We start from the raw sequence: 25,595 nt of genomic DNA on the forward strand, positions 1-25,595 counted from the left end.
GGCTACTTCTTCGCTTCGTCTTCGTCGATGATTTCGGCGTCAACGATGTCTTCGTCGTTGGCTGCCTTGTCACCGGCAGGTGCGCCTTCAGCGCCGGCACCCGGAGCATCAGCTGCGGCGGCCTGCGAGTAGATGGCTTCGCCGAGCTTGGTCTGGGAGGCCTGGAGCTTCTCGAAGGCGGTCTTGACGGCGGCGTCGTCGGTGCCTTCCAGGGCGGACTTGAGGGCGTCGACGTCTGCCTTGACCTCGGTCTTGACCTCTTCCGGCAGCTTGTCGTCGTTGTCGGCGATCAGCTTGTCCACCGAGTAGGCGAGCTGCTCTGCGGAGTTGCGGGTGTCCGTAGCTTCGCGGCGTGCCTTGTCCTCTGCAGCGTGCTCTTCGGCTTCACGGACCATGCGGTCGATGTCGTCCTTGGAGAGCGCGGTGCCACCGGTGATGGTCATGGACTGTTCCTTGCCCGTGCCCTTGTCCTTGGCGGAGACGTGGACGATGCCGTTGGCGTCGATGTCGAAGGTGACCTCGACCTGCGGGACGCCACGCGGTGCCGGAGCGATGCCGGTCAGTTCGAACGTGCCCAGCGGCTTGTTGTCGCGGGTGAATTCACGCTCGCCCTGGAAGACCTGGATGGCCACGGACGGCTGGTTGTCGTCAGCGGTGGTGAAGGTCTCGGAACGCTTGGTGGGGATGGCCGTGTTGCGCTCGATGAGGTGCGTCATGACACCACCCTTGGTTTCGATGCCGAGGGACAGCGGGGTGACGTCGATGAGGAGGACGTCCTTGCGCTCGCCCTTGAGGACACCGGCCTGCAGTGCGGCACCAACGGCCACAACTTCGTCCGGGTTGACACCCTTGTTGGGCTCCTTGCCGCCGGCGAGTTCCTTGACGAGCTCGGAGACAGCAGGCATACGGGTGGAGCCACCGACGAGGACGATGTGGTCGATGTCGGAAACCTTGATGCCGGCTTCGGCGATGACGTCGTGGAACGGCTTCTTGGTGCGGTCCAGCAGGTCCTTGGTGAGGTCCTGGAACTTGGCACGGGTCAGCTGCTCATCCAGGTGGACCGGGCCGTCAGGGGTGACGGAGAGGTACTGGAGGGAGATGTTGGTGCTGGTGGAGGAGGACAGTTCCTTCTTGGCCTGCTCTGCAGCTTCGCGGAGACGCTGGAGGGCGATCTTGTCCTTGGAGAGGTCGATGCCCTTGACCTTGAGCTGGCTCAGGAGCCACTCGACGACGCGGTTGTCCCAGTCGTCGCCACCGAGGCGGTTGTCACCGGCGGTTGCGCGGACCTGGATGGTGGAGAAGTTGTCTTCGTCCTTGCCAACCTCGAGGAGGGAGACGTCGAAGGTTCCGCCACCGAGGTCGAAGACCAGGATGAGTTCGTCTTCCTTGCCCTTGTCCAAGCCGTAGGCCAGTGCAGCCGCGGTGGGCTCGTTGACAATACGGAGGACGTTGAGGCCTGCGATTTCGCCGGCTTCCTTGGTGGACTGGCGCTCGGCATCGTTGAAGTATGCCGGAACGGTGATCACAGCGTCGGTGACCTTTTCGCCCAAGTAGCTCTCGGCGTCGTTCTTGAGCTTCATGAGGATACGCGCGGAAATTTCCTGCGGCGTGTACTTCTTGTCATCGATTGCGACGCTCCAGTCGGTGCCCATGTGGCGCTTGACGGAGGCGATGGTGCGGTCGATGTTGTTGACGGCCTGGCGCTTGGCGATTTCGCCGACCAGGACTTCGCCGGACTTGGAGAACGCAACTACGGACGGCGTGGTGCGGCCGCCTTCTGCGTTGGCGATGACGGTGGGCTCGCCACCTTCGAGAACAGAGACCACGGAGTTGGTGGTTCCGAGGTCGATACCTACTGCACGTGACATATCTTGTTTCCTTTCAATGGCCGATGTTGGAGATTGCACCTGGCAGTGGTCCGCTGGGCGGTTGACCTGTCGGGAGCCTGCTCAACAATCGGCTAGTTGAGCGTTCTGCACTCAACTGTACTCAGCCCTGGATTTAAGTCAATCCAAAGTTGAGTCTAGTGCGCTCAACTTTCTGTAAGACCACCCGGAGACCCCCGGAATCACGCGGCAAAAAGGGGTGGTTTCGCCTACGGTGAACTGGCGGGGAAGCCTCACGACGCGCACAATTCACAGCGCCACTCACCCGGAGCGATGACACCCACATCCGGGTGTCACTAGTGAATTTGGGTGGCGTCGGCCGTTTGGGTGGCGTCAGCGGCGTCGAGTGGTTCCGGCTTGTAGACCCACGCCACCAGCACCACGGAAATGATCATCAGCAGGAACCACGCTAGGAGTTTGTCGATGGAAACCGCCTGCCATCCGTTCAGCTGGTTCGGATACAGCCACGCACGCGACCACGTGCCGATGTTCTCGGCGAACCAGATGAACAGCGCCACCAGCAGGAACGACACCAGAATCGGCATCTTGAAGCGGCGGCGGAACACCCGGAAGTGCATCACGCACCGCCCGTAGACAAGCACGACGGCGGCAAGCAGCACCCAGCGAAGGTCAAGGATGTAGTGGTGCGAGAAGAAGTTGACGTAAATCCCCGCCGCAACAAGGGCCGTGATCCACCGCTGCGGGTAGCGGTCGAAGCGGAGGTCGAACAGCCGGAAAACCCGCACCATGTACGAACCCACGGCCGCATACATGAACCCGCTGAAGAGCGGCACCGCGCCGATCCGCAGGACACCCTCGGCCTCATACGCCCAGGAGCCCACGTCCGTCTTGAACAGTTCCATCACCGTTCCCACTACATGGAACAGCAGGATCACCCGCAACTCCCGCAGCGTCTCCAGCTTGAAGCTGATCATGAGCACTTGGATGACAATCGCGGCAATGGTGAGGAAGTCGTTGCGGGCCAGTCCGGCGTCGGCGGGATACCAGAGGCGGGCCGCGATGATCACCGCAAGCAGCGCGGCCCCGAACACACACGCCCACGCCTGCTTCAGCCCGAAAACCACAAACTCCGTGAGCCGGCCACGCAGCCGTCCGCCGTCCGCACGATCCAGGTAACGGTGGGCAGCCCGGTCAATGGACTCTTCAACGGAAGTGGGATTACGCATGTGGTCCCTTGGCGTCGACGGCGAGTTGCTTCAAGTAGTAGTCCCGCGGCCAGTGCCGGATCCGCTCCGGCAGCCTGGGGTAGACCCGGCCCAGGCCCTTCATGGTCCGGTCGAACCGTCGGGCGTGGCCGGGGCTCCATGGGAAACCAAAAGCTTCCCGGACAGGCGCAGGCAGGAGCCCGGCCGTGAGGAAACGGGCCAGCGGCATGGCCAGGCGCAGCAAGCGCGGACCGCCGGATGGATAGAGCAATTCCCTGGCGACTTTGAGCGCCTCTGCGTCCGGCCGCAACGCCTCAACCTGAGCCTGCCAGTACTCGGCGAAGGCGGACCGGTCGCGTGGCCACCTTCCGGGTGGAAGCTGGAGCGCCGTTCCGATCCGGGCATAGTCGCGGTAGATGCTGTCGGCGGTCTCGTCGTCGAGCTGTCCGTGGACCTTTTCGTACACGGTGACGGCGGTGTCGTAGAGGGTGGCGACCACCCAGAGCTGGGACTCGGCGTCGAACGCGCTGTAGCCCGCGGAGGTGGCATCGGGGCTCCGCCGGACCGGCGCGTGCGCCCTGTTGACGGCGCGTCGGACGGCTTTGAGCTGTTCCTCGGAACCATAGATCACCGCGTACACGTAGGTCATGGTGGCCCGGAGCCTGTCCATGGGGCGCTCCGCGAAGTTGCTGTGCTCGGCTACGCCGTGGCCCACACGCGGATTGGCGATTTGCAGGAGAATGGCACGGCCCGCGCCGGCCAGCAGGACGCCCTCCGCACCGATATCCGCCAGTCCTCGAGCCATCCGAATACTCTAGCGCCCCAACCTTAGAGCCCGGCCACGCCCTGAAGGACGGACAACTGGTGCTCGAACAACTCGTCGCGTGCCTTGAAGGTGTCCTGGCCGTACTGACCGAAAACCTCAAAACTGATCGCCCCGAAAACGGACGTCCACACCAGCACACCGCGCGCCAGGGACGGATCCGACACGGAGAGCTTCAGTTCCGAGCGGATGGCTTCCAGATCTGCCGCCAACGCCGGAGGAATCACGACGGCGGGACCCACCCGGGCGTCCAGGACGCCCGCCCGCTGGGCGGAATCGAAGATGCCCACCAAGCGGAAGATGACGCGGGTTCCAGGGACGGTGGTGCGCTCCCCCGGGGCTTGGTATCCGGGCACCGGACTGCCGAAGAGGAGGGCGTAGCTGGCGGGTTCCCGGAGAGCCCAGTGCCGGACCGCGCGGCCCAGGGCCTTGAATTGCCCGGCAAAGTCACCGTCCGGAACTGCTGCCACGGCCGTGTCCACTTCGTCGCCGAGCTCGTTGTAGCCGTCGATGAGCAGGAGTGTAAGGAGTTCGTCCCGGTTCTGGACGTAGCGGTAGACCGCAGAGGATACGACTCCGAGGTCCCGGGCCACGGCACGCAGGGAAAGGGCAGCGGCCCCATGGACCGCCAAGTGCTCGCGTCCGATGCGCACGATGTCGACCAGGGTTTGGGCGCGGGCACGTTCGCGCGGAGTAGCTGGTTTGCTTTTGGGCGTTCCGGTGGACGACATGAGTCCAGCTTGCCATAAGAGAGAGCGTCGCCAACAAATGAGAGCACTGCTCTTGACATTGATTGAAAGGGCCGTCATTCTGGATTCAGAGAGCAGCGCTCTCGCTTTTGACCAGGCCATCTGCCGCTATCCCGAAAGAAGAACCCCATGTACGTTGTGACCGGAGCAGGACCCGTTGGATACACCGTCGCCGAACAGCTCGCGGAGCAAGGCCACCAAGTCCGCATCCTGACCCGATCAGGCAGTGGCCCGGAGCACCCGCTGGTGGAAAGGATGCGGGTAGATGCCTCCGACCCCGGTCAGGTCTCCCATGCATTCCAAGGCGCCCATGCGGTGTTCCACTGCATCCACGGAAGCGCCTACCGTGCCGCGGCCTGGGCAGCCGAACTTCCCCAGGCCGAGCAGACCGTGATGGATGCAGCGGCAGCCGTGGGCGCCGTCGTCGTGTTCCCTGAAAGCCTGTACTCCTACAGCGAGCCCGACCGGATCATGACCGAAGCCGGGCCTCGTGCGGCGGACGGCGGCAAACGCGGCATCCGCACCGCGCTGCTGAAGGCACGGCAGGCACATGCGGCCAATACCGTCAGCGTCGTGGCCGGCGACTTCTTCGGGCCGCGCGTGAAAATGGCCCACGCCGGCGAGCGCATGGTGAAGCCCATCCTGGCAGGCAAGGTAGTGCAGGTCATCGGGAGCACCCGCCAGCCGCACTCCTTTACCTATGTACCGGACCTCGCAGCCGCCATGATCGCTGCGGCGCATAAGCCGGAACTCTGGAACCGTGTGCTGCATGCCCCCACCGGTGCCGCCGTGACCCAGCGGGAAATAGCCGAAGCGCATGCGGCTGCCGCCGGTGTTGCTGCACCCAAAGTGAGCGCCGTGCCCGGATGGGTGCTGCGGGTGGCAGGCCTTTTCTCTACGGACATGCGCGAACTGGCCGAATTGCTGTACCAGTTCGAGCGGCCGTTCGTGATGGATTCCTCGGAAAGCCAGCGGCTCCTGGGGCTCGACCCCACCCCTCTGGCCGAAGCCGCGGCGGCCACGGTTGCATGGTGGCGCGGCGCGGTCCAGCAGCCCAAGTAGAGGTGCCGCACGGCTGCGGCTCAGAGGCCGTCGTCGTAATTCCAGTGCTCCTGCCAGCGCCAGTCGATAGGTTCGCTCAACCGCTGATAACGGATATCCGTGGACAGCCGCATGGTGCCTCCGCGGTCCATGTTGTCCAAGGCAGCGTGCACAATGTGAGCCGAGTGGACCACGACATCCCCAACCTCGTAATCGGCCACCAGCCATCGTGCGTTACGTTCGTCCGCCAACCCCGGAAGGTCGGCGGTAATGGACGCAGCGGGAAGTTTCAGGGTCCCCTCGCGCTCGTCTGCCATCACCCAGTGGTGGCTGCCCTCAAGGTAGGTCAAACCGCCGCGCTCACGGGGGCAATCGCCCAGCGGAATCCACATGGAGAGCACGCGATCGCTGCCCTCGCGGAGGTAGACGAGATCGTAGTGTGCCTGGGTTGCCGTGCCGATGCCGCTCTCACCGGGCTTGGTGTGGCGAATGATCTTGCGCCGGTGCAGATGGACGTCATCGGCGAGAAACCAGGCAAACCAATCGGCAATTCCCTCCGCCGTGCACAGCGCCTGGTACTCCGGGCCCGGGACAATGCGATCAAACAGGCCCCGGCGCAAGGCGGCCCTGTCCGCGTCGCCCTCAGAGGCGATACCGTCACGGGGATCGGTGCCGGGTGCGAAGACATTCGCCTCGGCCAATGAAGCAAAGTAGAACTCCCTGAAATCCAGGAGCTTGTCCGGTTTCAACTGACCCTTCAAGTAGAGGTATCCGTCCCGGCGAAGCTGTGCCCACAACGCGTCGCGATCACCACGTTCGGAGGAGGGCACCGGTTCAAGCTCGGCCAAGCGGGTTTCCGATTCGTCCAGGACGTAGCCATTCGAGGTCAACATAGTCACCACCTTGGCATCGGCGCCCAAGGAAGTGAATGGACTCCCCTTGGCGATCACTTGGACTTTTGCGAGCCTTGTCTTTCTTGTTCAAGCAAGGGCAACATTGGAGGCCATGGACAATTGGTCGAGCTATCGGCAACCCGCCCACTCGCTACGGGACCTGGGCTTGGCGTGCCTCGGCGCCGGTGAGCAAAGCGGTGTTCTGCCCTCCTTTTCCGAGAGGACATTGAGCAGCCACGCCATGGTGCTGGTCTCTGAGGGGTCCGGTCATTTCACGATGGATGGCGCCCGGTTCGAAGTCCAGGCTCCCGCTGTCATCTGGCTCTTTCCGGGGGTAAGCCACGGCTACGGGCCAGGACCCCTTGGGTGGAAAGAGCACTGGCTCCTCTTTACCGGGCCCACGGCGCGGGCGATGGAGGAGCTGGGGTGCTTCGCCCGCACCCGGCCCTTGGTCCGAATTGACGGCCACGCAGATAAGGCGGGACTTGGACTTTTTCCCCAGCTGCGGGCCGCCCTCTCAACCGCTGGGCGGCATGGAGACCTTGAGGCCTCAGTGCTCTGCCAAAGAATCCTCGTCGAAACCGGCCGACGCACCACGGACCCCGGCCTTCCGGGCCGGGACGACAAGCTCCTCACCGCGCTGCACGAACTGGCCCATCTGCCACTCAGCCTGTCCCAACTGGCCGCATCAATGGAGGTTTCCGTCCCCGACCTCAGGCGTACAGTCCGGGCTGCTACCGGGACAGGCCCCAAGGAGCTCGTTCTGCAGCTGCGCATATCCCGTGCCCAGTCGCTCCTCGCCGATACGGCCCTGTCCGTTCAACGGATCGCTACGCTCACCGGCTACGACGACCCCGCCTACTTCAGCCGGCTCTTCACCAAGAAGACCGGCCACTCCCCGATCCAGTTCCGCCGTTTACACCACAGGGATACGCCTCTGCCATGACGGTGCTCCGACAGTTGAACACCTGCAAGGACGGGCACCACCCAATGTCTGAAAATGTTCGAATCATGGATTGTCACGGGCTCGGTGTCTTGACAAGGGAATTCCTACGAGCACGGTCCCCGCGAACGCGAACCCCCGTGCGGCACTGGTACGACGTCGCGAAGGGACACCTTCTGCCTGCATGCGCTCAGCATCGCCGCGATATTGCGACCCGCAAAGGGGCTTTGGTCCCGGCCGGAAAAGCCATGGCAGGAGTGGTTGGTGCATCAGGGCGGCGGCAAACGCGCGGGACCTCGCCTTCACCGCCTGACGACTGGCATACTCAATCCCATCCACGGACTGTCTCAAATCCTTGGACCGACTCAACAACGGGGGCATGAGTGCCGGAAAACGAGAAGGCTGAACCAGGGGCGGCCGTCCGGCTCGTCGGATCTGCCGTTCAGGGACTAAGCACTGCGGAGGTTGCCGAGAGGGTCGCCGCCGGGCAAACCAACGCCTTCGTTCAGGACACCAGCCGCAGCGTGTGGAGCATCGTCCGCGCCAACGTGCTCACCTTGTTCAACGGCATTATCCTGGCCTGTTTCATTGTCCTTTTCGCGATCGGCCGCTGGCAGGATGCCCTGTTCGGTTTCAGTGCCATCGCCAACGCGGTGATCGGAAGCGTCCAGGAGTACCGGGCAAAACGCGCTTTGGACCGGCTGGCCCTGTTGAACGCCCCGCACGCCCGGGTGATGCGGGACGGATCTGAAGCAGAAATAGCTTTGGACGACGTGGTCCTGGACGACACCCTCGTCCTCCGGGCCGGTGACCAAGTGCCCGCGGACGGGGTAGTCGCAGCTTCCCGCGGGCTTCAGGTGGACGAATCCATGCTGACCGGCGAATCCGATGCCGTGGAAAAGACGGAGGATGACCGCGTGTTGTCCGGATCCGTCGTCGTTGCCGGAGAAGGGACCGCCGTGGTGGACCGGGTGGGCGCCGATTCCTTCGCCAACTCTCTGGCTGCCGAGGCCAAGAGGTTCTCCCTGGTGGCTTCGGAGCTGCGGTCCTCCATTGACCGGGTCCTCAAATGGGTCACCTGGTTTGTCGGGCCGGTGGCGTTGTTGGTTCTGAACGCGCAAATGCTTGCCCAGGGCGGGTGGGCCGCAGCCTCGGCGAGTGGAGCGTGGCGGGACGCGGCGACGGCGACCATTGCCGCCGTCGTCGCCATGGTCCCTCTGGGTCTGGTGCTGATGACCAGCATCACCTTCGCGGTAGGGGCTGTGAAGCTGGCAAGGCAGCAGGTGCTGGTGCAGGAGCTGCCCGCCGTCGAGGGGCTGGCTCGCGTCGACATCATCTGCCTCGACAAAACCGGCACGCTCACGCAAGGCGACATCGTTTTCGATGCCGCCAGGCCGCTGGCCGCGGTGCCCGGCTGGGAGAGCGTCCTGGCCTGGTACGGCGTCCAGAAAGACGCCAACGCCACGGCCCGCAGTCTCGCCGGCCACTTCACCGAACTGCCCGCCGATCAGCCAAGCGACCGTGTGCCGTTCTCCTCTGCGCGGAAGTGGAGTGCGGTTATTTTCGACGACGGCATGTGGATCCTGGGCGGCCCCGAGATGGTCTTCCCGGAGCGCGGTTCCGACGACGCCGGGCAACAGCAGCTGGCCTCCCAGGCTGCTGAGCTGGCCGCGACGGGGCGCCGCACACTGGTCCTGGCGCACGGGACGCCCACGCATGATGAAACCGTGCCGGCCGATGCCGTTCCCGTGGCCCTGCTGACTTTCAAGGAAAATATCCGACCCGATGCTGCCGAGACCCTCACCTACTTCGCGGCGCAGGACGTGGACGTGAGGATCATTTCCGGTGACAACCCAAGGACGGTGGCGGCTATCGCACGGGAAGTCGGATTGGATGCGCCCCACGGTTTTGATGCCCGTGAGCTGCCGGACGATGACCAGGAGTTCCTGGAAGTCATCAACAACAATGTGGTGTTCGGGCGCGTTTCCCCTGACCAGAAGAAACGGATCGTCCTGGCGTTGAAAGCCGCGGGACGCACAGTGGCGATGACCGGCGACGGGGTCAATGATGCCCTGGCCATCAAAGAAGCCGACATCGGCGTGGCCATGAACTCCGGTGCGGCCGCCACCAAAGCAGTGGCGCGGCTGGTCCTGCTGGACGGTAAGTTCTCGCACCTGCCCAGCGTGGTGGCTGAAGGCCGTCAGGTGATTGCCAACATCGAGCGGGTCTCCATGCTCTTCCTCACCAAGACCGCTTATGCCACCTTCCTGGCGATCGCGTTCGGCATCCTCCTGTTGCCGTTCCCGTTCCTGCCACGCCAACTCTCGGTCACTGACGGGCTGACCATCGGCATTCCTGCGTTCTTCCTGGCATTACTGCCCAACGCCCAGCGCTACATCCCGGGTTTCCTGCGGCGATCGCTCACTTTCGCCGTGCCGGCGGGAGTATCCGTGACACTGGGGCTCGCAGCGTACGCCAAGCTCGCGGCCAACCTGTCCATACCGGAAGCTGAAATCAGGACGGGATCGACCCTCATCCTGGCGATCATCGGTATCTGGATCCTGGTGGTGCTTTCGAGGCCCGTCACCCGTTTCAAAGGGCTTGTCATCGGGGCCATGATGGTCGGGCTCGTCCTGGTGTACTCCGTCCGGTTCGCCCGCGATTTCCTGCAGTTCACCGACCCCACGCTCCCCACGGCACTGCTGGTTCTTGCAACGTCGGTTGCCTGCATCGGGCTGATTGAAATCGTGAGGTTCGTGCACCGCCGCGTTGCCTACCGGGACGCTGAAGAGTCCCGTCAGCGGCTCTCGAAGTAACGGCGTCCCCGACCTACCCACAGCGGCACAACCACCAGCACAGTTGCGATGGACTGCGAAATGACGGCGGACCAGTCCCCGTCAGCGGCCACAACCAGGTCGACCACAGCGAAGGCCAAGCCAAGGAACATCACCGCCGTTGCCCCGCTTCGGGCCGCCGAGCTTCCGCGGGCCACGCCTGAGGCGAGCCCGATCACCAGCAAACCGAACAGGACCATTCCTGCCCCGAGCAAGGTCACAGGCAGGGCAACACCGCCGGACTGGGCTTCCGGCGTATACCGCAGGAAGATCGTCAGCACTCCCAGGACAATCTGCGCGATGCCGCCGATGTACATCAGCACCACAGAGAAAGTCACCACACCGGGCCGTCTAGGGCGCTCCCCCGTCATCATGATTTGAGCATAGACGAGCCAGCACCGGGGCAGGAACAACAATTAACCACGCATTCATGCTGTCCTTGAACCCAGTCCACCCGGTCGTCCTAGGGTCGGTGGCATGGAAAGCATCTCTCGCAGGTCCCTCATCTCAGCCGGCCTTGGAGCCGGGCTCGTCGCCGGCGTGTCGGCAGCGTTGCCGCAGGCCGCCGTCGCGGTTTCGACGGCGGACGACGCCGGTCTCCGCACCGACCCGTTCACGCTGGGTATCGCCTCCGGCGAGCCGTGGCCGGACGGTTTCGTGTTATGGACGCGGCTGGCAGTGAACCCCGTGGCAGAGGACGGCCTGGGCGGCATGCCCTCCCGCAACGTCGCCGTCGCCTGGGAGGTCGCCGAAGATCCTGCCATGCGCCGGACAGTAGCCCGCGGCGTCGAGCATGCTCGGATTGAAACCGCGCACTCGGTGCACGTCGAGGTGAAGGGCCTCAAGCCCGGCCGTGAGTACTTCTACCGCTTCCGCGCCGGCCGGCACCTCAGCCAAGTGGGCCGCACCCTGACATGTCCCGCCCCCGGTGAGACTCCCGCCGCACTGGCCATGGCGTTCGCCAGCTGTGCCCAGTACGAACACGGGTACTTCACCGCCTACAAGCGGCTGGCTGAAGACCACCCGGACCTGGTGCTGCACCTCGGCGACTACGTCTACGAATACAAGAAGGACAGTTACGTGATCGGTGGCGGCAATCCCCGTGATCATGAGGGGCCGGAGACGGTCAGTCTCGCCGGCTACCGGCAGCGCCACGCCCAGTACAAGGCCGACGCCGATCTGCAGGCCGCGCACGCGATCGCGCCGTGGCTGGTGGTTTGGGATGACCACGAGGTAGACAACAACTGGGCCGACGACATTCCGGAGAACACGGACGCGGGCCAGCTCAACGACACGACCGAGCGCTTCCGGCAGCGCCGCGCTGCAGCATTCCAGGCCTACTACGAGAACATGCCGCTGCGTGCATCCTCCGTTCCGGCCGGTTTCGACATGAAGATCTACCGCACCATCCAGTGGGGCCGGCTGGCCAACTTCCACATGATGGATACCCGGCAATACCGTGATGACCAGCTGGCAGGCGACGGTTGGCAGAAGAACGTGGCCGGACGCCTGGCGGAGAACCGCACCATCACCGGAGCGGAGCAGGAAAAGTGGCTCCTGGATGGCTTCCGGAACTCCACTCAGCGCTGGGACATCCTGGGCCAGCAGGTGTTCTTCGCCGAACGGGACCGCGATAAGTCGCCCGCRATCGACGACGTCTCCATGGACGGCTGGGACGGGTACGCCGCCTCCCGCCGCCGCATCACCCAGGGCTGGGTGGACGCGAAGGTGCGCAACGCCGTCGTGCTGACCGGCGACGTCCACCGCCACTGGGCGACAGACCTCAAGGTGGACTACAAGGATCCGGAGTCCCGGGTGGTGGGCTCCGAACTGGTGTGCTCGTCCATCACGTCCACGGGCAACGGCACGGGCTCCACCACCGACCCCACCATGGCCTGGAACCCGCATCTGAAGTTCTACAACGACAACCGCGGGTACGTGAACACACGGATCACGAAGGACTCGATGACCGCCGACTTCCGGGTGCTCGACTACGTGACCACRCCGGGCGCCCCGGTCCGCACCATGAAGTCCTTCACCATCAACGACGGCGTACCGGGCCTGGCCTGAATCCCCGCGTAAACCCAAGCAGTTGGGTTAACCGCCGAGAATCAGCTCCGCGGCCTTTTCGCCGATCATGATGGACGGGGCATTGGTGTTGCCGCTCGGCACGAACGGAATAATGGACGCATCTGCCACACGGAGTCCCTCGATTCCCCGGACGCGGAGCTGCGGATCCACCACGGAGAGGTCGTCCACGCCCATCTTGCAGGTGCCAACCTGGTGGTGATAGGTCCCGGCCACTTGACGGGCGAACCCGCGCACCTGGTCGCGGGTCTGAACGCCTGGACCAGGCGTGAACTCGTCCTTTCGGAATGGCGCAAAGGCCTCCTGCCGGCCGATTTCCCGGCACAGAATGATCGCGTCCACCAAGGCCTCAACATCGTACTCGTCGGCCAGGATGTTCGGATCCACCAAAGGCGCCGCAGCCGGGTCCGCTGAGGCCAGCCGCAGCGTACCGCGGGAGCGGGGCCGGACGATCCCGGGTGCGATGGTGTAGCCGTGTTCGGGCGCGGCGCCGCCGTCCGTGGGGTATGGAAGGTGCAGGAACAGCGGTTGCAGGTCCGGCGCTTCTTCGTCCGTCTGGTTGCTGTGGGCGTAGAGCTGGCTTTCCAACAGGTTGTGCCGGCCGGCCACCAACGGTTCCTTCGCCTCATAGATATTTCCCGCCAGCAGGTGGTCGTGGAGATTCTCGCCCACCCCGGGCAGATCCACCCGGGACTCAATCCCCAGCGCCTTCAGCTGCCCTGCCGGACCGATGCCGGAAAGCAGCAGGATCTTCGGAGAGCCAATGGCGCCTGCGCTGATGATGACTTCGGCACCCGCTTCCGCACGAAGCACCTCACCGTCGAGTCGATATTCGACCCCGGTGGCACGGCCGCCGTCGACGACTATCCGCGTCACCAACGCGTCCGTGGTGACCTTAAGGCCGGGGTTTTCCAGCACCGGAGCCACAAAGCTCTGCCACGCGCTGGCGCGCTTGCCGTCCTTGGTGGTGGTGTGATTGAACCCGACGCCGGTCATCTGGATTCCGTTGAAGTCTTCCGTTTCCGTGTGGCCCAGCGCCTTGGCAGCGTCTACGAAAGCTTGGGCAACCGGGTGCCGCTCAGCGATCCGTTCAACATGGAGCGGCCCGCCCTTGCCGTGGAATTCACTGGCGCCGTCCTGGTGGTCTTCGGACTTCTTGAACAACGGCAGGACCTCGTCCCAGGACCACCCCTCCGCTCCGTTGGCAGCCCAGGAGTCGTAGTCATTCTTGTGGCCGCGGATGTAGATCATGCCGTTGAGGGAGCTGCTGCCGCCGAGGACCCTGCCGCGTGGCCAGTAGAGGCTGCGGTTATGGGCATGTTTCTGCGGCGTAGTCATCACTGCCCAGTCGTTGGCTCCGGTCAGCAGCAGCGGCCAACCTTGCGGGCTGTGGATGTTGGGGTCGGTGTCCACGGATCCGGCCTCGATAACGTGGACCGTGTGTCCGGCGTCGAGCAAGCGCCGCGCAACGACGCTGCCTGCCGATCCTGCGCCAACTACTACGTAGTCAGCGCTGTGGGTTGGGTTTCCAGCCATGGGGTTCCTCCTTGAACGGGCGTGAAAGTGAGCTTCTCCAGCAGTCTGCCGCGGGCCGCCGTCGGGAATCTTGACCCGGCGCGCACAGCACTGCGCACCATCCGCACGCTTGTGATCCGGATCACGGCCTAACCCGCAATCGTGGGACACTAAAGAGGCCGCCACCAAGTCCCGCAGCGTCATTTCAAAGGAGAGCCGACGTGACCGGTGCCATCGCCAAGCAACCACGAGAAGAATTCAGCACCACGGCCCTCGCCAGGACCGATCGCTTTGATGCCTGGAACCAAGCGGTCAACAGCGCGTTCGTGCCGCTCTCCGTGGCGGCCCGTGAGCCGGAACAGTTCGACGGCGGACTTATCAACCAGACAGTCGGCCCGGTGTTCCTCAGCGCGGTCTCGGGTACGGCGAGCCATGTCAGCCGGGGCCGGAAGGAGATCCAGGCCAACGACCCCGGACTGGTCAAACTTGGCCTGCAGCTGCGCGGCTACTCGGTGGTGGCCCAGGACGGACGGGAAGCCGCGCTCACACCCGGGGACTTCGCCATCTACGACACCACACGCCCCTACGATCTCTATTTCGACGACGCCTTCCGGATGATGGTGGTCATGTTCCCGCCGGAAGCCCTCCACCTGAACCGCAAAAGCATCGCCACGCTCACGGCATCGAGGGTGTCCGGACGCCAGGGGCTGGGCTCTCTGACATCGGCCTTGCTCGGCGCCGTGGCCAAGCAACTGCACGAAGGATCCGTTGCCGAGGCCGCTACCGTTTCGGATGCCTTGATGAACCTGGTCTCCGCTGTCTTTGCCGAGCGGGTGCCGCCGTCGTCGCCGTTATCCCAAGAGCGACTCGCGCTCATGGAACGGATCGAAGCGTTCGTGGCGGCGCGCCTGGGCGACCCGGAACTGACCGTCGGGCACATCGCCGCCGCACACAACGTCTCCGTCCGTTACCTCCAAAAGCTGTTCGAAGAACGCAACGACACCGTGAGCTCCTGGCTGCGCCGGCAACGGTTGGAGAAGTGCCGGACAGATCTGGTGGACCCGCGCCTGCAGACGCGGCCGGTGTCCGCCGTCGGAATGCATTGGGGTTTCACCGACGCATCCAGCTTCTCCCGCGCCTTCAAGAGTGCCTTCGGCTATTCGCCGTCGGAGTACCGGTACTCCTACCGCCCGGTGTGACGGGCGCCCGATCGATGGGAGTTACCCCTTATTCCCAGTGACTACGGGGATTTGCGGGAGTAGCCTAGTTCCAGTTGCAATTCTGGATTTCTGTCCGGCTGGGATTCTGCCGTGGGCCTTGTTCGTTCGTCGTTGTCTGAGCTTCTAGGGGTGCTCTCGGAAGCCGTCGCTCCTCACCATGTCAGGTTCGACGACGGGTCCCCCGTTGCCGTTGTCCCGCCGCCGGAGGCTCCGGTCACCGTCCGGGCGGTAACACTCACCCGGGTGGGCAGGTCTCATCATGAGAGCCCCGCCCTGGACCTTGAACTGAGGGTGGCTGTTGAATGCCACGGGCCGGAACAGCTGGACATCATGGAAGAGCTGCTTTTGGCAGTGGAAATCCACAGCGAGTTCTCCGTGGTGTCCCGCGACGAGCTCCGGGCGGAAGAGTATTCCGATGCCATCGAAGAGGGGCTGGGGTTCCTGGTGCGTGTTCCGGTGTCCCTTCGCTTCGAGGAGCCTTCCGACCCGCCCAAGCAACCTGTCACGGGCAACGCGGAGGCGGTCCGCAGAATCCGGGGACGACTGGTGGACGCCCATAACAAGGGCATCCCCGACGCCTATATCCATGCCCATTCATCGGCCACAGCAGTGGTCAGTGACGCAACCGGGCATTTCGAAGTCCTGACCTCCGCCGATGAACTTCAGCACTTTGCCGTAGCGGTGGACGGGACCGAAAGGGAAGTTTCGGCAAGCACCAAGCGTCTTCCCGTCACCATCCGCTGGTCCTGATACCGGACCTGTTTGCCCACCATGGCCTGCGCCATGAAAAGATCAACCATGCGTCCGATGCAGCACTCCAGCAAACTCCAGAACGTCCGCTACGAACTCCGCGGTCCCATACTTCAGGCAGCCAAGGCCATGGAGGCCGAAGGGCACCGTATCCTCAAGATGAATCTTGGGGACACCGCGCCGTTCGGACTGGAAGCTCCCGAGTCCGTGGTGGTGGACATGATCCACCATCTGCGCGGTGCGCAAGGCTACAGCGACTCCAAGGGCATCTTCTCTGCCCGCACAGCGATCTCGCAGTATTACCAAACGCGCGGGCTCATGAACATCGGCGTCGAGGATGTCTTCATCGGCAACGGCGTCAGCGAGCTGATCTCCATGACACTCCAGGCATTCATGGAAAACGGGGACGAGATCCTCATCCCGGCACCGGACTACCCGTTGTGGACCGCTGCCGTGACGCTTACAGGCGGCAACCCGGTCCACTATCTATGCGACGAGGACGAAAACTGGTGGCCGGACATGGCCGACGTCGAAGCGAAGATCACCCCCCGCACCAAAGGCATCGTGATCATCAACCCGAACAACCCCACCGGGGCCGTCTACCCCCGGCACATCCTGGAGCAGTTCGCGGCACTGGCCAGGCAGCACGATCTTGTCCTGTTCTCCGACGAGATCTACGAGAAAATCCGCTACGTTGACGCCCCTCACATCCACACAGCTGCCGTCGCCGAGGACATCTGCGTGCTGACCTTCAGTGGGCTGTCAAAGGCGTACCGCATGCCGGGTTACCGGGCCGGCTGGGTTGCCGTGACCGGGCCTTTGACGGCGACCGCCGCGTACCGGGAGTCCCTGGAATTGCTGGCATCGCTCCGCCTGTGCGCCAACGTCCCGGCGCAGCACGCCATCCAAACCTGCCTTGGCGGTTACCAGAGCATCGAAGCCCTCATTCGTCCCGGCGGCCGGCTCCGCGAGCAACGGGACCTGGCGTGGAAGCTGTTGACGGCCATCCCCGGTGTTTCCTGTGTCCCCGCAGCCGGTGCGATGTACCTGTTCCCGCGGCTGGATCCCGAGGTCTACCCCATTGCCTCGGACGAGAAGTTCGTCCTCCAACTCCTCCAGGAACAGAAGATCCTGGTCTCGCACGGCACCGCCTTCAACTGGCCCACCCCGGACCACTTCCGGTTCGTGATCCTGCCGGCGGTGGAGGACATCGAGGAAGCCGTGCGCAGGATCTCGCATTTCCTGGCCGCGTACCGGAACCGCCCCACTGACGCCCCGAACTAGGGGCGTACTTACAGCGCCGGGTCCACCATGGTCATGCCTGCCGGGTTGGCCTTGTCGAAGCCGGGCAACAGTGCCGCAGCATCTTCCAGCCCGATAGTGCGTTCGATCAGCAACTGCGGCTGGAGCGCACCCTGCTCAATGAGCGCCATCATTCCGGGGTAGTCCACCGCGGCCATGCCGTGGCTGCCCAAGAGATCAAGTTCCCAGCCGATCACGCGGGCCATGGGCACCTGCGGGTTGCCGTCGATGGAAGGCAACAGTCCGATCTGGACGTGCCGTCCCCGCCTGCGAAGGCTGAGGATTGCGTCGGCACAGGTTTGTTCACTTCCGACGGCGTCTACCGCCACGTGGCTGCCTCCGCCGGAGAGGACGTTGACCGCAGCGGGGATGTCCGCCCCGTCGGCAAGGACGGTGTGGTCGGCGCCCAAGCGTGCGGCCACGGACAGGGCCTCAGGGTTCCGATCCACGGCAATGACCTTGGCTCCCATGGCCTTGGCGATCATCACGGCACTCAGTCCGACGCCTCCCGCCCCTACCACGGTCACCCATTCGCCGGCCTTCACGTTGGCACGGGCTGCCAGAGCACGGTATGCCGTGGCGAAGCGGCAGCCGAGGCTTGCCGCCGTCGTAAATTCGATGCTTTCCGGGATGGCAACCAGGTTGCTGTCGGCGGCGTGCAGGGCCACGTATTCAGCGAATGATCCCCAGTGGGTGAAGCCTGGCTGCTGCTGCTCGGGGCAGACCTGCGCGTCGCCGGCCAGGCACCATTCACAGGCGCCGCAACCGCAAACGAAGGGGACGGTGACGCGATCGCCGACCTTCCAGCGCTGGACGCCTTCCCCGACAGAGTCGATCACGCCGGCGAGCTCGTGGCCCGGAACGTGGGGCATCTCAATGTCATCGTGGCCGGCCCAGGCGTGCCAGTCGCTGCGGCACATTCCTGTGGCCAGGACTTTCACCACCACACCCCCAATCGGGGCTACTGGCTTGGCGACCTCCCTGACATCGGGCTGGGTCCGGACTTCGTCGAAAACTACTGCGCGCACGGATTGACTCTAACAACTGTCACACTTCCGGCGCCGCTTCCGACATCCCTCATGTAAGGCATCAACTCTGAAGGGAAGTCAGCATGACCCGCATCAACATCGGCCGCAGCAACAAACTCGGCTACGCTGCCGTCATTGGCCTGGAAGGTTACGCCCGCACGTCGGTCGATCCCGATCTGTACGAGCTGATCAAGCTCCGCGCCTCCATCCTCAACGGCTGCGGTTTCTGCGTGGACATGCACGCAACGGACGGCAGGAAGCGAGGCATCCCGGACCGGAAACTGCACGCGGTGGCAGCCTGGCAGCACTCCAAGGTGTTCTTCGATGCCCGTGAGCAAGCTGTGCTCGCCCTGACCGACGCCTTGACTCAACTGGGGCCGGACACGGTGACGGACGAGATCTGGAACGCCGCCGCCACCCATTTCGACGACGGCCAGATGGGTGGCCTGATCCTGGCAATCTCCACCATCAACGTGTGGAACCGGATTGCCATCAGCACACAGATGGAGCCGCCGGTGGATGAGAAGAATCCGCTGGTCTGAAAGGTAACGTGGGCAGCATGACCCTTGCAGTCTCCGCCACGGCGGCATGGCAAAGCGAACGGAACCGCCTGTTGGGGATTGCGTACCGGATGCTGGGCGACTTCGGCCACGCCGAAGACGTGGTCTCCGAGGTGGCGATCGAGGCGGTGCGCCAGGAACGGAACACCGCTTCTGGCCGCGTGGACTCCTGGCCGGCGTGGCTGACGACGGTGTGCGTGCGCCGCTCCATCGACCGGGTGCGCCAGCTCGCCGCCGTGCGGGAGGACTACACCGGGCCCTGGTTGCCCGAGCCCGTGGACAACGCTCAACTGCCCGAGGAGACGGTGGCCAACAGGGAATTGTTGTCCTTGACCCTGTTGCACCTGGCGGAGCAGCTGGCACCGGAGGCCCGGGCAGCGTTGGTACTGCACCGAGCCTTCGGGATGCCCGCTCCGGAAATCGCGGCCATCTTGGACAAGACACCCGCTGCAGTGCGCCAGATGATCTCGCGTGCAGAACGCCGCCTGGACATCGACCCCAATGCGCCCGCACCCCGGGCCAAGGACCGTGCCGTCCTGGAGAAGCTCGTGCAAGCCATCGAACAGGGCGAGATCGACACGGTTGTGGCGATGCTCCACCAGGACGCGGTGCTGTGGGCCGACGGCGGCGGCAAGGTCAAGAGCGCCATGAACCCCTTGTTCGGGTCGGCGAGGATCGCACGCTTTTTTGCGGGCATCCTCGGCAAAGCGATTGCTTTCGATCCCGTGGAGCCTGTCCGGGCATGGGTCATTGGGATCAACGGCGGAGCGGCTTTGGTGCTCAGGCACCACGGCCGTTCCGACGTCGTCGAAGTGGACGCGGGTCCCGACGGGAGCATCCGCGGGCTGCGGCAACTGTCCAACCCGGACAAGCTGACCCGGCTTTCGCAGCTTACGTAGCCCGGCTCACGATTTCACCATGCTGCGGCCGTCCACCGGCTGCGGCAGGAGGCGCCTCGACGGCCTTCGCCCGGCCAGGAACGCCGCGGCCCCCAGCCCTGCCGGTACCAGCAGCGCCCATCCGCTGAAGAGCAGAACCACAAGCATCACGACGGCGGCCACCACCACGCCGTACCAGGCTGCGGTCCGTCGCGGCAACAGCCGTACGCCCGCCGCCAGCCCGAATGCGGTGACGGCGGTGAAGCATGCGGATGCTGCTCCGATCTGGAACTCAATGCTGAGCCATCCAAGAGCAGCCAGGGCGAAGGAGATCGACGACATCACCGCCAGCGAGCACAGGCTCACTGCCGGCACTTGGCCCGGGTCGACGCCGCGCGCAAGAGCCCGCGGCAGCACGCCGTCGGACGCCAATCTGGCACCGAGCTTACTGGCGCCTGCCACGAAAGTACTGAGCGGACCAAACGTGAGGACCGCAGCCGCGACAGCGGTCAAGGGTGCCGCCGCGGGACCGAGTCCTTTCGCCAGCAGTTCGGCCACCGGGACGCTGCTGTCCGCGAGCGCGGGCCCCAGAACGGCGACGCATGCAGCCACCAGTCCGATGTACACCACTCCAACCACCACCAAGGTCAGCCAGGTGGCGCGTTTGAGGTCCCGCTCGGGGTTGCGGAACTCCCCAGCCAAGTGAGTCACTGCCTCCCATCCCGCGAAGCAGAAGAACAGCAGACTGGCCGCCCCGCCCACAGCCCAGAAGCCGTGCGGAGCAAAGGGAGTGAAGTTCTCCGCGCGGGCAAAGGGCGCGGCCACGGCAACTGCAAAGGCGAGCAACGCAACGAGCAGAACCATCAGGAGGAGTTGCAGCTTGCTCGAGACCCGAATTCCCACTGCGTTGCTCAGGAAGCCCGCAGCCAGGATCACCCCAGCCGCGATCAGCGCAGTCTCCCTGCCGCCTCCCACGGCATGGGCAATGTACTCCCCGCCTATCACCGCGGTAGCCGGCGCCCCGAACGGAATTGCGAAGTAGAACAGGTAGCCGGCTACTACTGAGGCCCGCTGTCCGAAAGCCCTCGTGACGAACGTTGCGATGCCCCCGGCGTCGGGCTGCTGCCTGGACATTTCGGCGAAGCTCAACGCCACCGGCGTGCAGAACACCAGGAGCAAGGCCCACGCCAGGATCGACGCCGGGCCCGCCACCTGGGCGGCGATGGCCGGCAGAACCAGGACTCCCGATCCCAAGATGGCACCTACATAAATCCCGGTCGCCCTGAACAGCCCAAGGCCCGAATTACTCACAGCTCTGCTCACCTGTTCACTGAACCGTGTTCGGGGCGGGTGCAGGAAGCAGGGAAACTGCCTGTCGTGGGCAATATCCTGCCGAATTTTCGTGAGCCTGTTGCTTCCTGACCTTCTTTTCCCCTGGAGCGACGGAAAATCAGCCTTTTAGGGTTGGGGTTCCGTGCTTCTGGCGGCAAAGAGGGTCAGGACGCTACAGCCGCTCGACGCCTCAGGCGCGCCACCAGCGTGGCGGCGAGCAACGCCGTCGTGATTTCCAGTCCGATGACCAGCAGCAGTTGCGCTGCGCCGGACGTATCAACAACGTTCGACGACGGCCTGCCGCCGTGGGCGTGTCCGGCACCGCCCGCTCCCAGCAGCAGGACGGCGTGCAGTCCCACCATGGCGAGGGCGGAGATGGTCACTTGATGGAGCGCACCCACCCTGCTGTGCCGCCAGATGTGGACTGTGCACGGAATGCAGACAGCGGCCAGGGCGATCATGAGGATGCCCAGCCAGGCGTCGTGGTGTCCCGAAGCCGCGAGCCAGAGATGCACGGCGCAGGAAACAGCTGTCAGTGCCGCGCAGAGGCGGGGATGGAGGACGGGCCCGGCTGACCGGACCCGTCCTGCAGTGGTTGTCATGGTCCCGGTTGGTGGCGTGCCGGTTAGTGGCAGTGCCCGGCAGGTTCGCCGTGGTGGTCGCCGTCAGAAGAGGCTGCGCTGTGGCAGCTTGAGCCTGAGGCGTTGGCCGGCACATCCAGGACAGGGCTGCGGTCGAAGAAGCCTTCCGGGCGGAGCTTGAAGCCAACGGTGTCCACAGGCATGATGGGCCAGTCCTCCACCCGCGGGAAGTGCGTGAGGCCGAAGGTGTGCCAGAGGACGATGTCCTGGCCGTCGATGTTACGGTCCTGGGCGACGTAGGCCGGGAGGCCGGCGCCACCGGCGTGCTGGTTCACGAAATCGCCCGTGGGGTAGCGCTCCTCATCGGCGTAGCGGGTGACCCATAGGTCCTTGGTGGCGAAGGCCGCGCGCTTGGCGATGGAGGAGCCGGGATCGGCCAGCAGCGTGGGCTGGTTCTCGGAGTGGAGCTTGTAGCCGACCGGTTCACCGAGACGGTTCTTGGACTCCGGGTTGGAGATGATCCAGGTGCGGCCGCTGCGGGCATCGGCTTCCCGGACGGCCTCCGATTCTTTGGTGAGGACCGTGCGCTTGCGGGAGAACGCGTTGCCGCGCTCGTTGCCTTCGCCCATGGTCTGGCGGACCACGTCTTCTTCTTCCACACGGTTGGTGAAGCCGTCGATGGCCATGTCCAGGCGGGCGCTGAAGAGGTGCTGGTGGAACGGTGCGCCGAGGCCGGGGGCCAGCTGCGAGATGTTGTCAGAGCCGCCTTCCGGGAAGGCACTGGTGAACACGACGCCGGTCGCCTTCGCCTCGAACTCGATGGTGCCGTCCAGGTAGAGGTACCAGTAGAAACCGTAGTCGTAGTTGCCGATGGTGGTGAAGAAGGAGATCACCAGGCGCCGGTTGCGGCGGGTGTAGTTGATGCCGGTCCAGAGGTCGGAGTGCTTGGACAGGATGCCCCAGTCTTCCTCGTGCATGCAGATGCCGTTGCGGATCTCGCGGGGGTTGCCGAATGCGTCACTGATGACCGGGCTGAGATAGGTAATGTCACCCAGGCAGTCACAGCCAAGTTCCAGCGAGTTGGCGTACTGGCCCACCAGGTATTCGCCGGTGTCGAAGTAGTTCTGCCACGACCGGATAGGCGAAGGGTCACCGTAGGGAACCACCATCTCGGCGATGGAAGCGCGATTGATGATGGGGCGCTTCTTCTCGCCGTCCTGGAAGGCAAGGTTGTGGAGGACCACTCCTTCGCGGACATCGAAGCCGACGTCCACGCTCCACTTTTCCCACTCGACATGGTTGCCGCCGGTGACCGTGAAGCTCGGGCCTTCGGGCTGGGTGATGCTGATGGGTTTCTGCGTTTCCCTCAGCGGGCCTGTCAGTTCAGGATCCGTGTAGTTTCCGTGTTCTGCCGGGATGGGCATGGCGCCGAGGTCGATGACCTGGGTGACTTCCTTGTTCACGACATCGACGTACGCAACCAGCCCATCGACGGGGTGGGCCCAGGCGCTGTCCTCGGGGAAGTCCTGCACGAAGGCCAGGCCGCGGAGGATGCGGCGGCCGCGTTCGTCGTCGTATTCAAAGACGCCGGCGGACAACGGCGCGACGCGAACCTTTTCCACGTCCAGGTCCCGAGCGGCAAGGGCTGCCAGCCAGCGCTCATCTGTGRCGAGGAGCGTTTCAACCACCTCGAACTCTTCTTCCAGTACGGGAAGTTCGCCGGAGACCTTGGTGTCCAGCTCCTTGGCAATGAGGATTTCGCCGCGGGTCACCGAAACCAGGACGTCCGTGGGTGCTCCGCCGGAGATGTCGTGGATGAACACGCGGAACCGGCGGCCTGCCTCTGCCTGCCCACGGGAAGGATCCACCAGTCCCAGGTAGGCGATCCGCTTTTCGGAACCGAGGTGTCCGGCGGCTCGCAGGATTGCCTGGACCTCGGAGATCTCGGCACCCGTGGCCAGGCGGTACTGGGTAGCTGTCTCAGTTGCTGTGGGCGTCATGGCTGCCTCTTGTCCGGGACCTATGATGGGTCGGGATTTATTTTCTATAGGTGTAGAGAATAACCAAATCGTAAGATGGGTCACAAGACCTTTCCGCCAATTATTTTTCCGGGAGCCCAGCCAGTGCCAAAGATTGTGGACCACGATCAACGACGCCTCGAACTGGTGGATGCAACATGGCGGATCATCGCAAGGCTCGGCATGGAAGGCGCCACCATGCGGGAAATAGCAGAGGAAGCAGGCTTCGCCAACGGCGCCCTCAAGCCCTACTTCCCCACCAAGGACCTGCTGCTGACATCCGCTTTCGGACACGTTTTCAACCGCACCAACCAGCGCATCGCCACCATGACCGACGGACTCTCAGGGGTGGCGGCCCTCCGCGCATTCTGCGCCGAAGTCCTGCCCCTGGACGAGGAACGCGTCAACGAAGCCCGCATCGTCATCCCGTTTTGGCAGAAGGCACTCAACGACGCCGACATGGCCGCCCTCCACAGCGAGTCCATGAGCCAGTGGCACACCACCATCACGGCCCATTGTGCAGCAGCCCGGGCGGCCGGTGAGATCGCCACCCCCATCGGGGACGCCGCCGTCGCCGATCACCTGCTGAACATGATGCTGGGCGCGCAGATCGTGGCCGCGTTATCGCCGGACGAACACTTCTCGCAGGACCTTGAGGGGCAGTTGGACAATTACTTGGCGCTGCTTGCCGCGTAGGCAGCAGGCGGCGCCGCTAGCTCGTGGCGCCCGACGCCACCACGCCGACTCCCAGCCCGGCGATCACGCCGCTACTGACACGCTCGACGACGGCGTTCACCTTGGGCCGCTTGAGCCACCGCATCGCTTTGAACGCCACCACGGCGATCATCGAGAGATACGCGAAGGCGATGACGGCCACCACCACGCCCAAAATGAGCGACGTGCCCATGGTGTCGCCGCCATGCGGGATGAACTGAGGAACTACGGCCAGGTAGAAGAGGCCAACCTTCGGATTGAGGAGCGTCGACAAGGCTCCGGCGCCCAAAGCCGAGAGACGACTGTACGGGAGTGGCTCGTTGGCACCCTCCCCGGCGGCAGCTGATTTGGCGGCCTTCCGCGACTTGATGAACGACGACACCCCCAGATACAGCAAGTACAAGCCGCCGGCGATCTTGACCCAGCGGAACAGTTCCGCCGACTGCTCCAGGATGGCGGCCAAACCCACGCCCACCAAGGCAGCCCAGGCAATCGCGCCCATGGCGGATCCAGCCGCTGCGGCAATGCCTGCGCTGGGCCTGTTTAATGCGATGCGCAGGACAAGGAAGGTGTCCGGGCCGGGCGTTACGGACAGGACCAGGCAGAGACCGGCGAAGGCTGCGAGGGAAGCAAGAGTCACAAGCACGATTATCAGCCACTCGGCAGCACGGGCAAAGCGTTCACTTCCCGTCAAGGGCTGTTCGTGCAAAGACAAGGCCGCGTCGCGTGATGCCAACCACACTGGAAACATCGCCGCGTGCCTCACTGGCCGCCAAGACTTACTACCCGAGCGGAGTACCAATGGAGACTTACGACGCCCTGCTGGCCTCGATTACCCCGGCCCCCGGCCAAGACCGCCGCACCATTTTCGACCCTGCGACGGGCGAGGCTGTCGGCGATGCGCCCGTTCACACCGTCGAGGACCTCCAGCATGCGGTTGATGCCGCCGCTGCCGCCCAACCTGCATGGGCTGCCTTGGGCCACGACGCCAGGTCAGCTGCGCTCATGAAGGCAGCCGACGCCGTCGAGCGTTCCGCTGAAGAACTCGCCCAGCTGCTCTCCCGCGAGCAGGGCAAGCCGCTGAACGGCCCGAACGCCCGCTTCGAAGTGGGTGCGTGTGCCGCGTGGCTGCGCGCCACGGCCGCGACGCCGCTGGATCCCGAGACAGTAGTGGACGACGGCGAGACCCGCGCCGAGCTGCACTACCGTCCCATCGGCGTCGTGGGTGCCATTGGCCCGTGGAACTGGCCCATGATGATCACCGTGTGGCAGAT

The 25,595-nt window shown here is 64.4% G+C and carries 23 protein-coding genes; 11 read left to right on the forward strand and 12 right to left on the reverse strand.

Going from position 1 to position 25,595, the window contains the following annotated elements:
- Positions 1–2: 2 nt before the first annotated feature.
- From dnaK to AB4Y81_RS17095, 4 genes are all read right to left on the reverse strand, one after another.
- Positions 3–1,868, reverse strand: a complete 1,866-nt coding sequence (gene dnaK, locus AB4Y81_RS17080) for a molecular chaperone DnaK (RefSeq protein ID WP_018778257.1) — start codon at positions 1,866–1,868, stop codon at positions 3–5.
- A gap of 314 nt (positions 1,869–2,182) precedes the next feature.
- Positions 2,183–3,073 (reverse strand): DUF817 domain-containing protein, encoded by an 891-nt coding sequence (locus AB4Y81_RS17085; protein WP_441996323.1) that lies wholly within the window; start codon positions 3,071–3,073, stop codon positions 2,183–2,185.
- Positions 3,066–3,857 (reverse strand): oxygenase MpaB family protein, encoded by a 792-nt coding sequence (locus AB4Y81_RS17090; RefSeq protein WP_441996324.1) that lies wholly within the window; start codon positions 3,855–3,857, stop codon positions 3,066–3,068. The genes AB4Y81_RS17085 and AB4Y81_RS17090 overlap by 8 nt, the downstream gene beginning before the upstream one ends.
- 23 nt (positions 3,858–3,880) lie before the next feature.
- Positions 3,881–4,606: a TetR/AcrR family transcriptional regulator gene (locus tag AB4Y81_RS17095; RefSeq protein WP_441996325.1), complete on the reverse strand. Its 726-nt coding sequence runs from the start codon at positions 4,604–4,606 to the stop codon at positions 3,881–3,883.
- Between the two features lie 147 nt (positions 4,607–4,753).
- Between AB4Y81_RS17095 and AB4Y81_RS17100 the strand changes: the two genes are divergently transcribed.
- A complete protein-coding gene (locus AB4Y81_RS17100; protein WP_441996326.1) occupies positions 4,754–5,686 on the forward strand; it encodes an NAD-dependent epimerase/dehydratase family protein in 933 nt (310 codons plus the stop codon).
- Positions 5,687–5,706: 20 nt separating this feature from the next.
- On the opposite strand, the gene AB4Y81_RS17105 is transcribed toward AB4Y81_RS17100, so the two are convergent.
- Entirely contained in the window at positions 5,707–6,558 is an 852-nt protein-coding gene (locus tag AB4Y81_RS17105; protein WP_441996327.1) for a phytanoyl-CoA dioxygenase family protein, read from the reverse strand.
- A 112-nt stretch (positions 6,559–6,670) separates the two neighbouring features.
- On the opposite strand from AB4Y81_RS17105, the gene AB4Y81_RS17110 reads away from it, so the two are divergent.
- Together AB4Y81_RS17110 and AB4Y81_RS17115 are read left to right on the forward strand one after the other, a co-directional pair.
- Positions 6,671–7,504 carry a helix-turn-helix domain-containing protein gene (locus AB4Y81_RS17110; protein ID WP_431229725.1) on the forward strand — a complete coding sequence of 278 codons (834 nt, stop codon included), beginning with the start codon at positions 6,671–6,673 and terminating at the stop codon, positions 7,502–7,504.
- 380 nt (positions 7,505–7,884) lie between these two features.
- Entirely contained in the window at positions 7,885–10,317 is a 2,433-nt protein-coding gene (locus tag AB4Y81_RS17115) for an HAD-IC family P-type ATPase (RefSeq protein ID WP_039243048.1), read from the forward strand.
- On the opposite strand, the gene AB4Y81_RS17120 is transcribed toward AB4Y81_RS17115, so the two are convergent.
- Positions 10,299–10,676 carry a hypothetical protein gene (locus AB4Y81_RS17120; RefSeq protein WP_227453583.1) on the reverse strand — a complete coding sequence of 126 codons (378 nt, stop codon included), beginning with the start codon at positions 10,674–10,676 and terminating at the stop codon, positions 10,299–10,301. The two genes, AB4Y81_RS17115 and AB4Y81_RS17120, sit on opposite strands and share 19 nt — an antisense overlap.
- Before the next feature lie 136 nt (positions 10,677–10,812).
- On the opposite strand from AB4Y81_RS17120, the gene AB4Y81_RS17125 reads away from it, so the two are divergent.
- Positions 10,813–12,405, forward strand: coding sequence for an alkaline phosphatase D family protein (locus AB4Y81_RS17125; RefSeq protein WP_441996328.1), 1,593 nt, complete (start codon positions 10,813–10,815; stop codon positions 12,403–12,405).
- A gap of 27 nt (positions 12,406–12,432) precedes the next feature.
- Here AB4Y81_RS17125 and AB4Y81_RS17130 read toward each other — a convergent pair whose 3' ends face one another.
- Positions 12,433–13,959 carry a GMC family oxidoreductase gene (locus tag AB4Y81_RS17130; RefSeq protein WP_441996329.1) on the reverse strand — a complete coding sequence of 509 codons (1,527 nt, stop codon included), beginning with the start codon at positions 13,957–13,959 and terminating at the stop codon, positions 12,433–12,435.
- Between the two features lie 200 nt (positions 13,960–14,159).
- Here AB4Y81_RS17130 and AB4Y81_RS17135 point away from each other — a divergent pair, with 200 nt between their 5' ends.
- The 3 genes from AB4Y81_RS17135 (at position 14,160) to AB4Y81_RS17145 (ending at position 17,192) form a co-directional block, all read left to right on the forward strand.
- Positions 14,160–15,137 carry a helix-turn-helix domain-containing protein gene (locus AB4Y81_RS17135; RefSeq protein WP_018778246.1) on the forward strand — a complete coding sequence of 326 codons (978 nt, stop codon included), beginning with the start codon at positions 14,160–14,162 and terminating at the stop codon, positions 15,135–15,137.
- Between the two features lie 111 nt (positions 15,138–15,248).
- Entirely contained in the window at positions 15,249–15,908 is a 660-nt protein-coding gene (locus tag AB4Y81_RS17140) for a hypothetical protein (RefSeq protein ID WP_441996330.1), read from the forward strand.
- 48 nt (positions 15,909–15,956) lie between these two features.
- Positions 15,957–17,192 carry a pyridoxal phosphate-dependent aminotransferase gene (locus AB4Y81_RS17145; protein WP_441996331.1) on the forward strand — a complete coding sequence of 412 codons (1,236 nt, stop codon included), beginning with the start codon at positions 15,957–15,959 and terminating at the stop codon, positions 17,190–17,192.
- A gap of 8 nt (positions 17,193–17,200) precedes the next feature.
- On the opposite strand, the gene AB4Y81_RS17150 is transcribed toward AB4Y81_RS17145, so the two are convergent.
- Complete coding sequence (locus AB4Y81_RS17150; protein WP_018778243.1) at positions 17,201–18,238, reverse strand: zinc-dependent alcohol dehydrogenase family protein; 1,038 nt, start codon at positions 18,236–18,238, stop codon at positions 17,201–17,203.
- A gap of 83 nt (positions 18,239–18,321) precedes the next feature.
- On the opposite strand from AB4Y81_RS17150, the gene AB4Y81_RS17155 reads away from it, so the two are divergent.
- Positions 18,322–18,780 carry a carboxymuconolactone decarboxylase family protein gene (locus tag AB4Y81_RS17155; RefSeq protein WP_064722510.1) on the forward strand — a complete coding sequence of 153 codons (459 nt, stop codon included), beginning with the start codon at positions 18,322–18,324 and terminating at the stop codon, positions 18,778–18,780.
- 17 nt (positions 18,781–18,797) lie between these two features.
- Positions 18,798–19,697, forward strand: a complete 900-nt coding sequence (locus AB4Y81_RS17160; RefSeq protein ID WP_039243179.1) for a sigma-70 family RNA polymerase sigma factor — start codon at positions 18,798–18,800, stop codon at positions 19,695–19,697.
- A 6-nt stretch (positions 19,698–19,703) separates the two neighbouring features.
- Here AB4Y81_RS17160 and AB4Y81_RS17165 read toward each other — a convergent pair whose 3' ends face one another.
- From AB4Y81_RS17165 to AB4Y81_RS17175, 3 genes are all read right to left on the reverse strand, one after another.
- Positions 19,704–20,999, reverse strand: a complete 1,296-nt coding sequence (locus AB4Y81_RS17165; protein WP_441996332.1) for an APC family permease — start codon at positions 20,997–20,999, stop codon at positions 19,704–19,706.
- A gap of 173 nt (positions 21,000–21,172) precedes the next feature.
- A complete protein-coding gene (locus AB4Y81_RS17170) occupies positions 21,173–21,610 on the reverse strand; it encodes a hypothetical protein (protein ID WP_018778239.1) in 438 nt (145 codons plus the stop codon).
- Positions 21,611–21,633: 23 nt separating this feature from the next.
- Positions 21,634–23,589, reverse strand: a complete 1,956-nt coding sequence (locus AB4Y81_RS17175; RefSeq protein WP_441996333.1) for a primary-amine oxidase — start codon at positions 23,587–23,589, stop codon at positions 21,634–21,636.
- Positions 23,590–23,712: 123 nt separating this feature from the next.
- On the opposite strand from AB4Y81_RS17175, the gene AB4Y81_RS17180 reads away from it, so the two are divergent.
- A complete protein-coding gene (locus AB4Y81_RS17180; protein ID WP_026267241.1) occupies positions 23,713–24,303 on the forward strand; it encodes a TetR/AcrR family transcriptional regulator in 591 nt (196 codons plus the stop codon).
- Positions 24,304–24,319: 16 nt separating this feature from the next.
- On the opposite strand, the gene AB4Y81_RS17185 is transcribed toward AB4Y81_RS17180, so the two are convergent.
- The gene (locus AB4Y81_RS17185; RefSeq protein ID WP_441996334.1) at positions 24,320–24,961 is read right to left on the reverse strand and encodes a LysE family translocator; all 642 of its coding nucleotides are present in this window, start codon (positions 24,959–24,961) and stop codon (positions 24,320–24,322) included.
- A 161-nt stretch (positions 24,962–25,122) separates the two neighbouring features.
- Between AB4Y81_RS17185 and AB4Y81_RS17190 the strand changes: the two genes are divergently transcribed.
- Positions 25,123–25,595: aldehyde dehydrogenase family protein (locus tag AB4Y81_RS17190; protein ID WP_441996335.1), on the forward strand; the 473-nt coding region annotated here is incomplete at its 3' end.

It is taken from the genome of Paenarthrobacter sp. TAF1, assembly GCF_052113825.1.
Lineage (GTDB): Bacteria > Actinomycetota > Actinomycetes > Actinomycetales > Micrococcaceae > Arthrobacter > Arthrobacter nicotinovorans.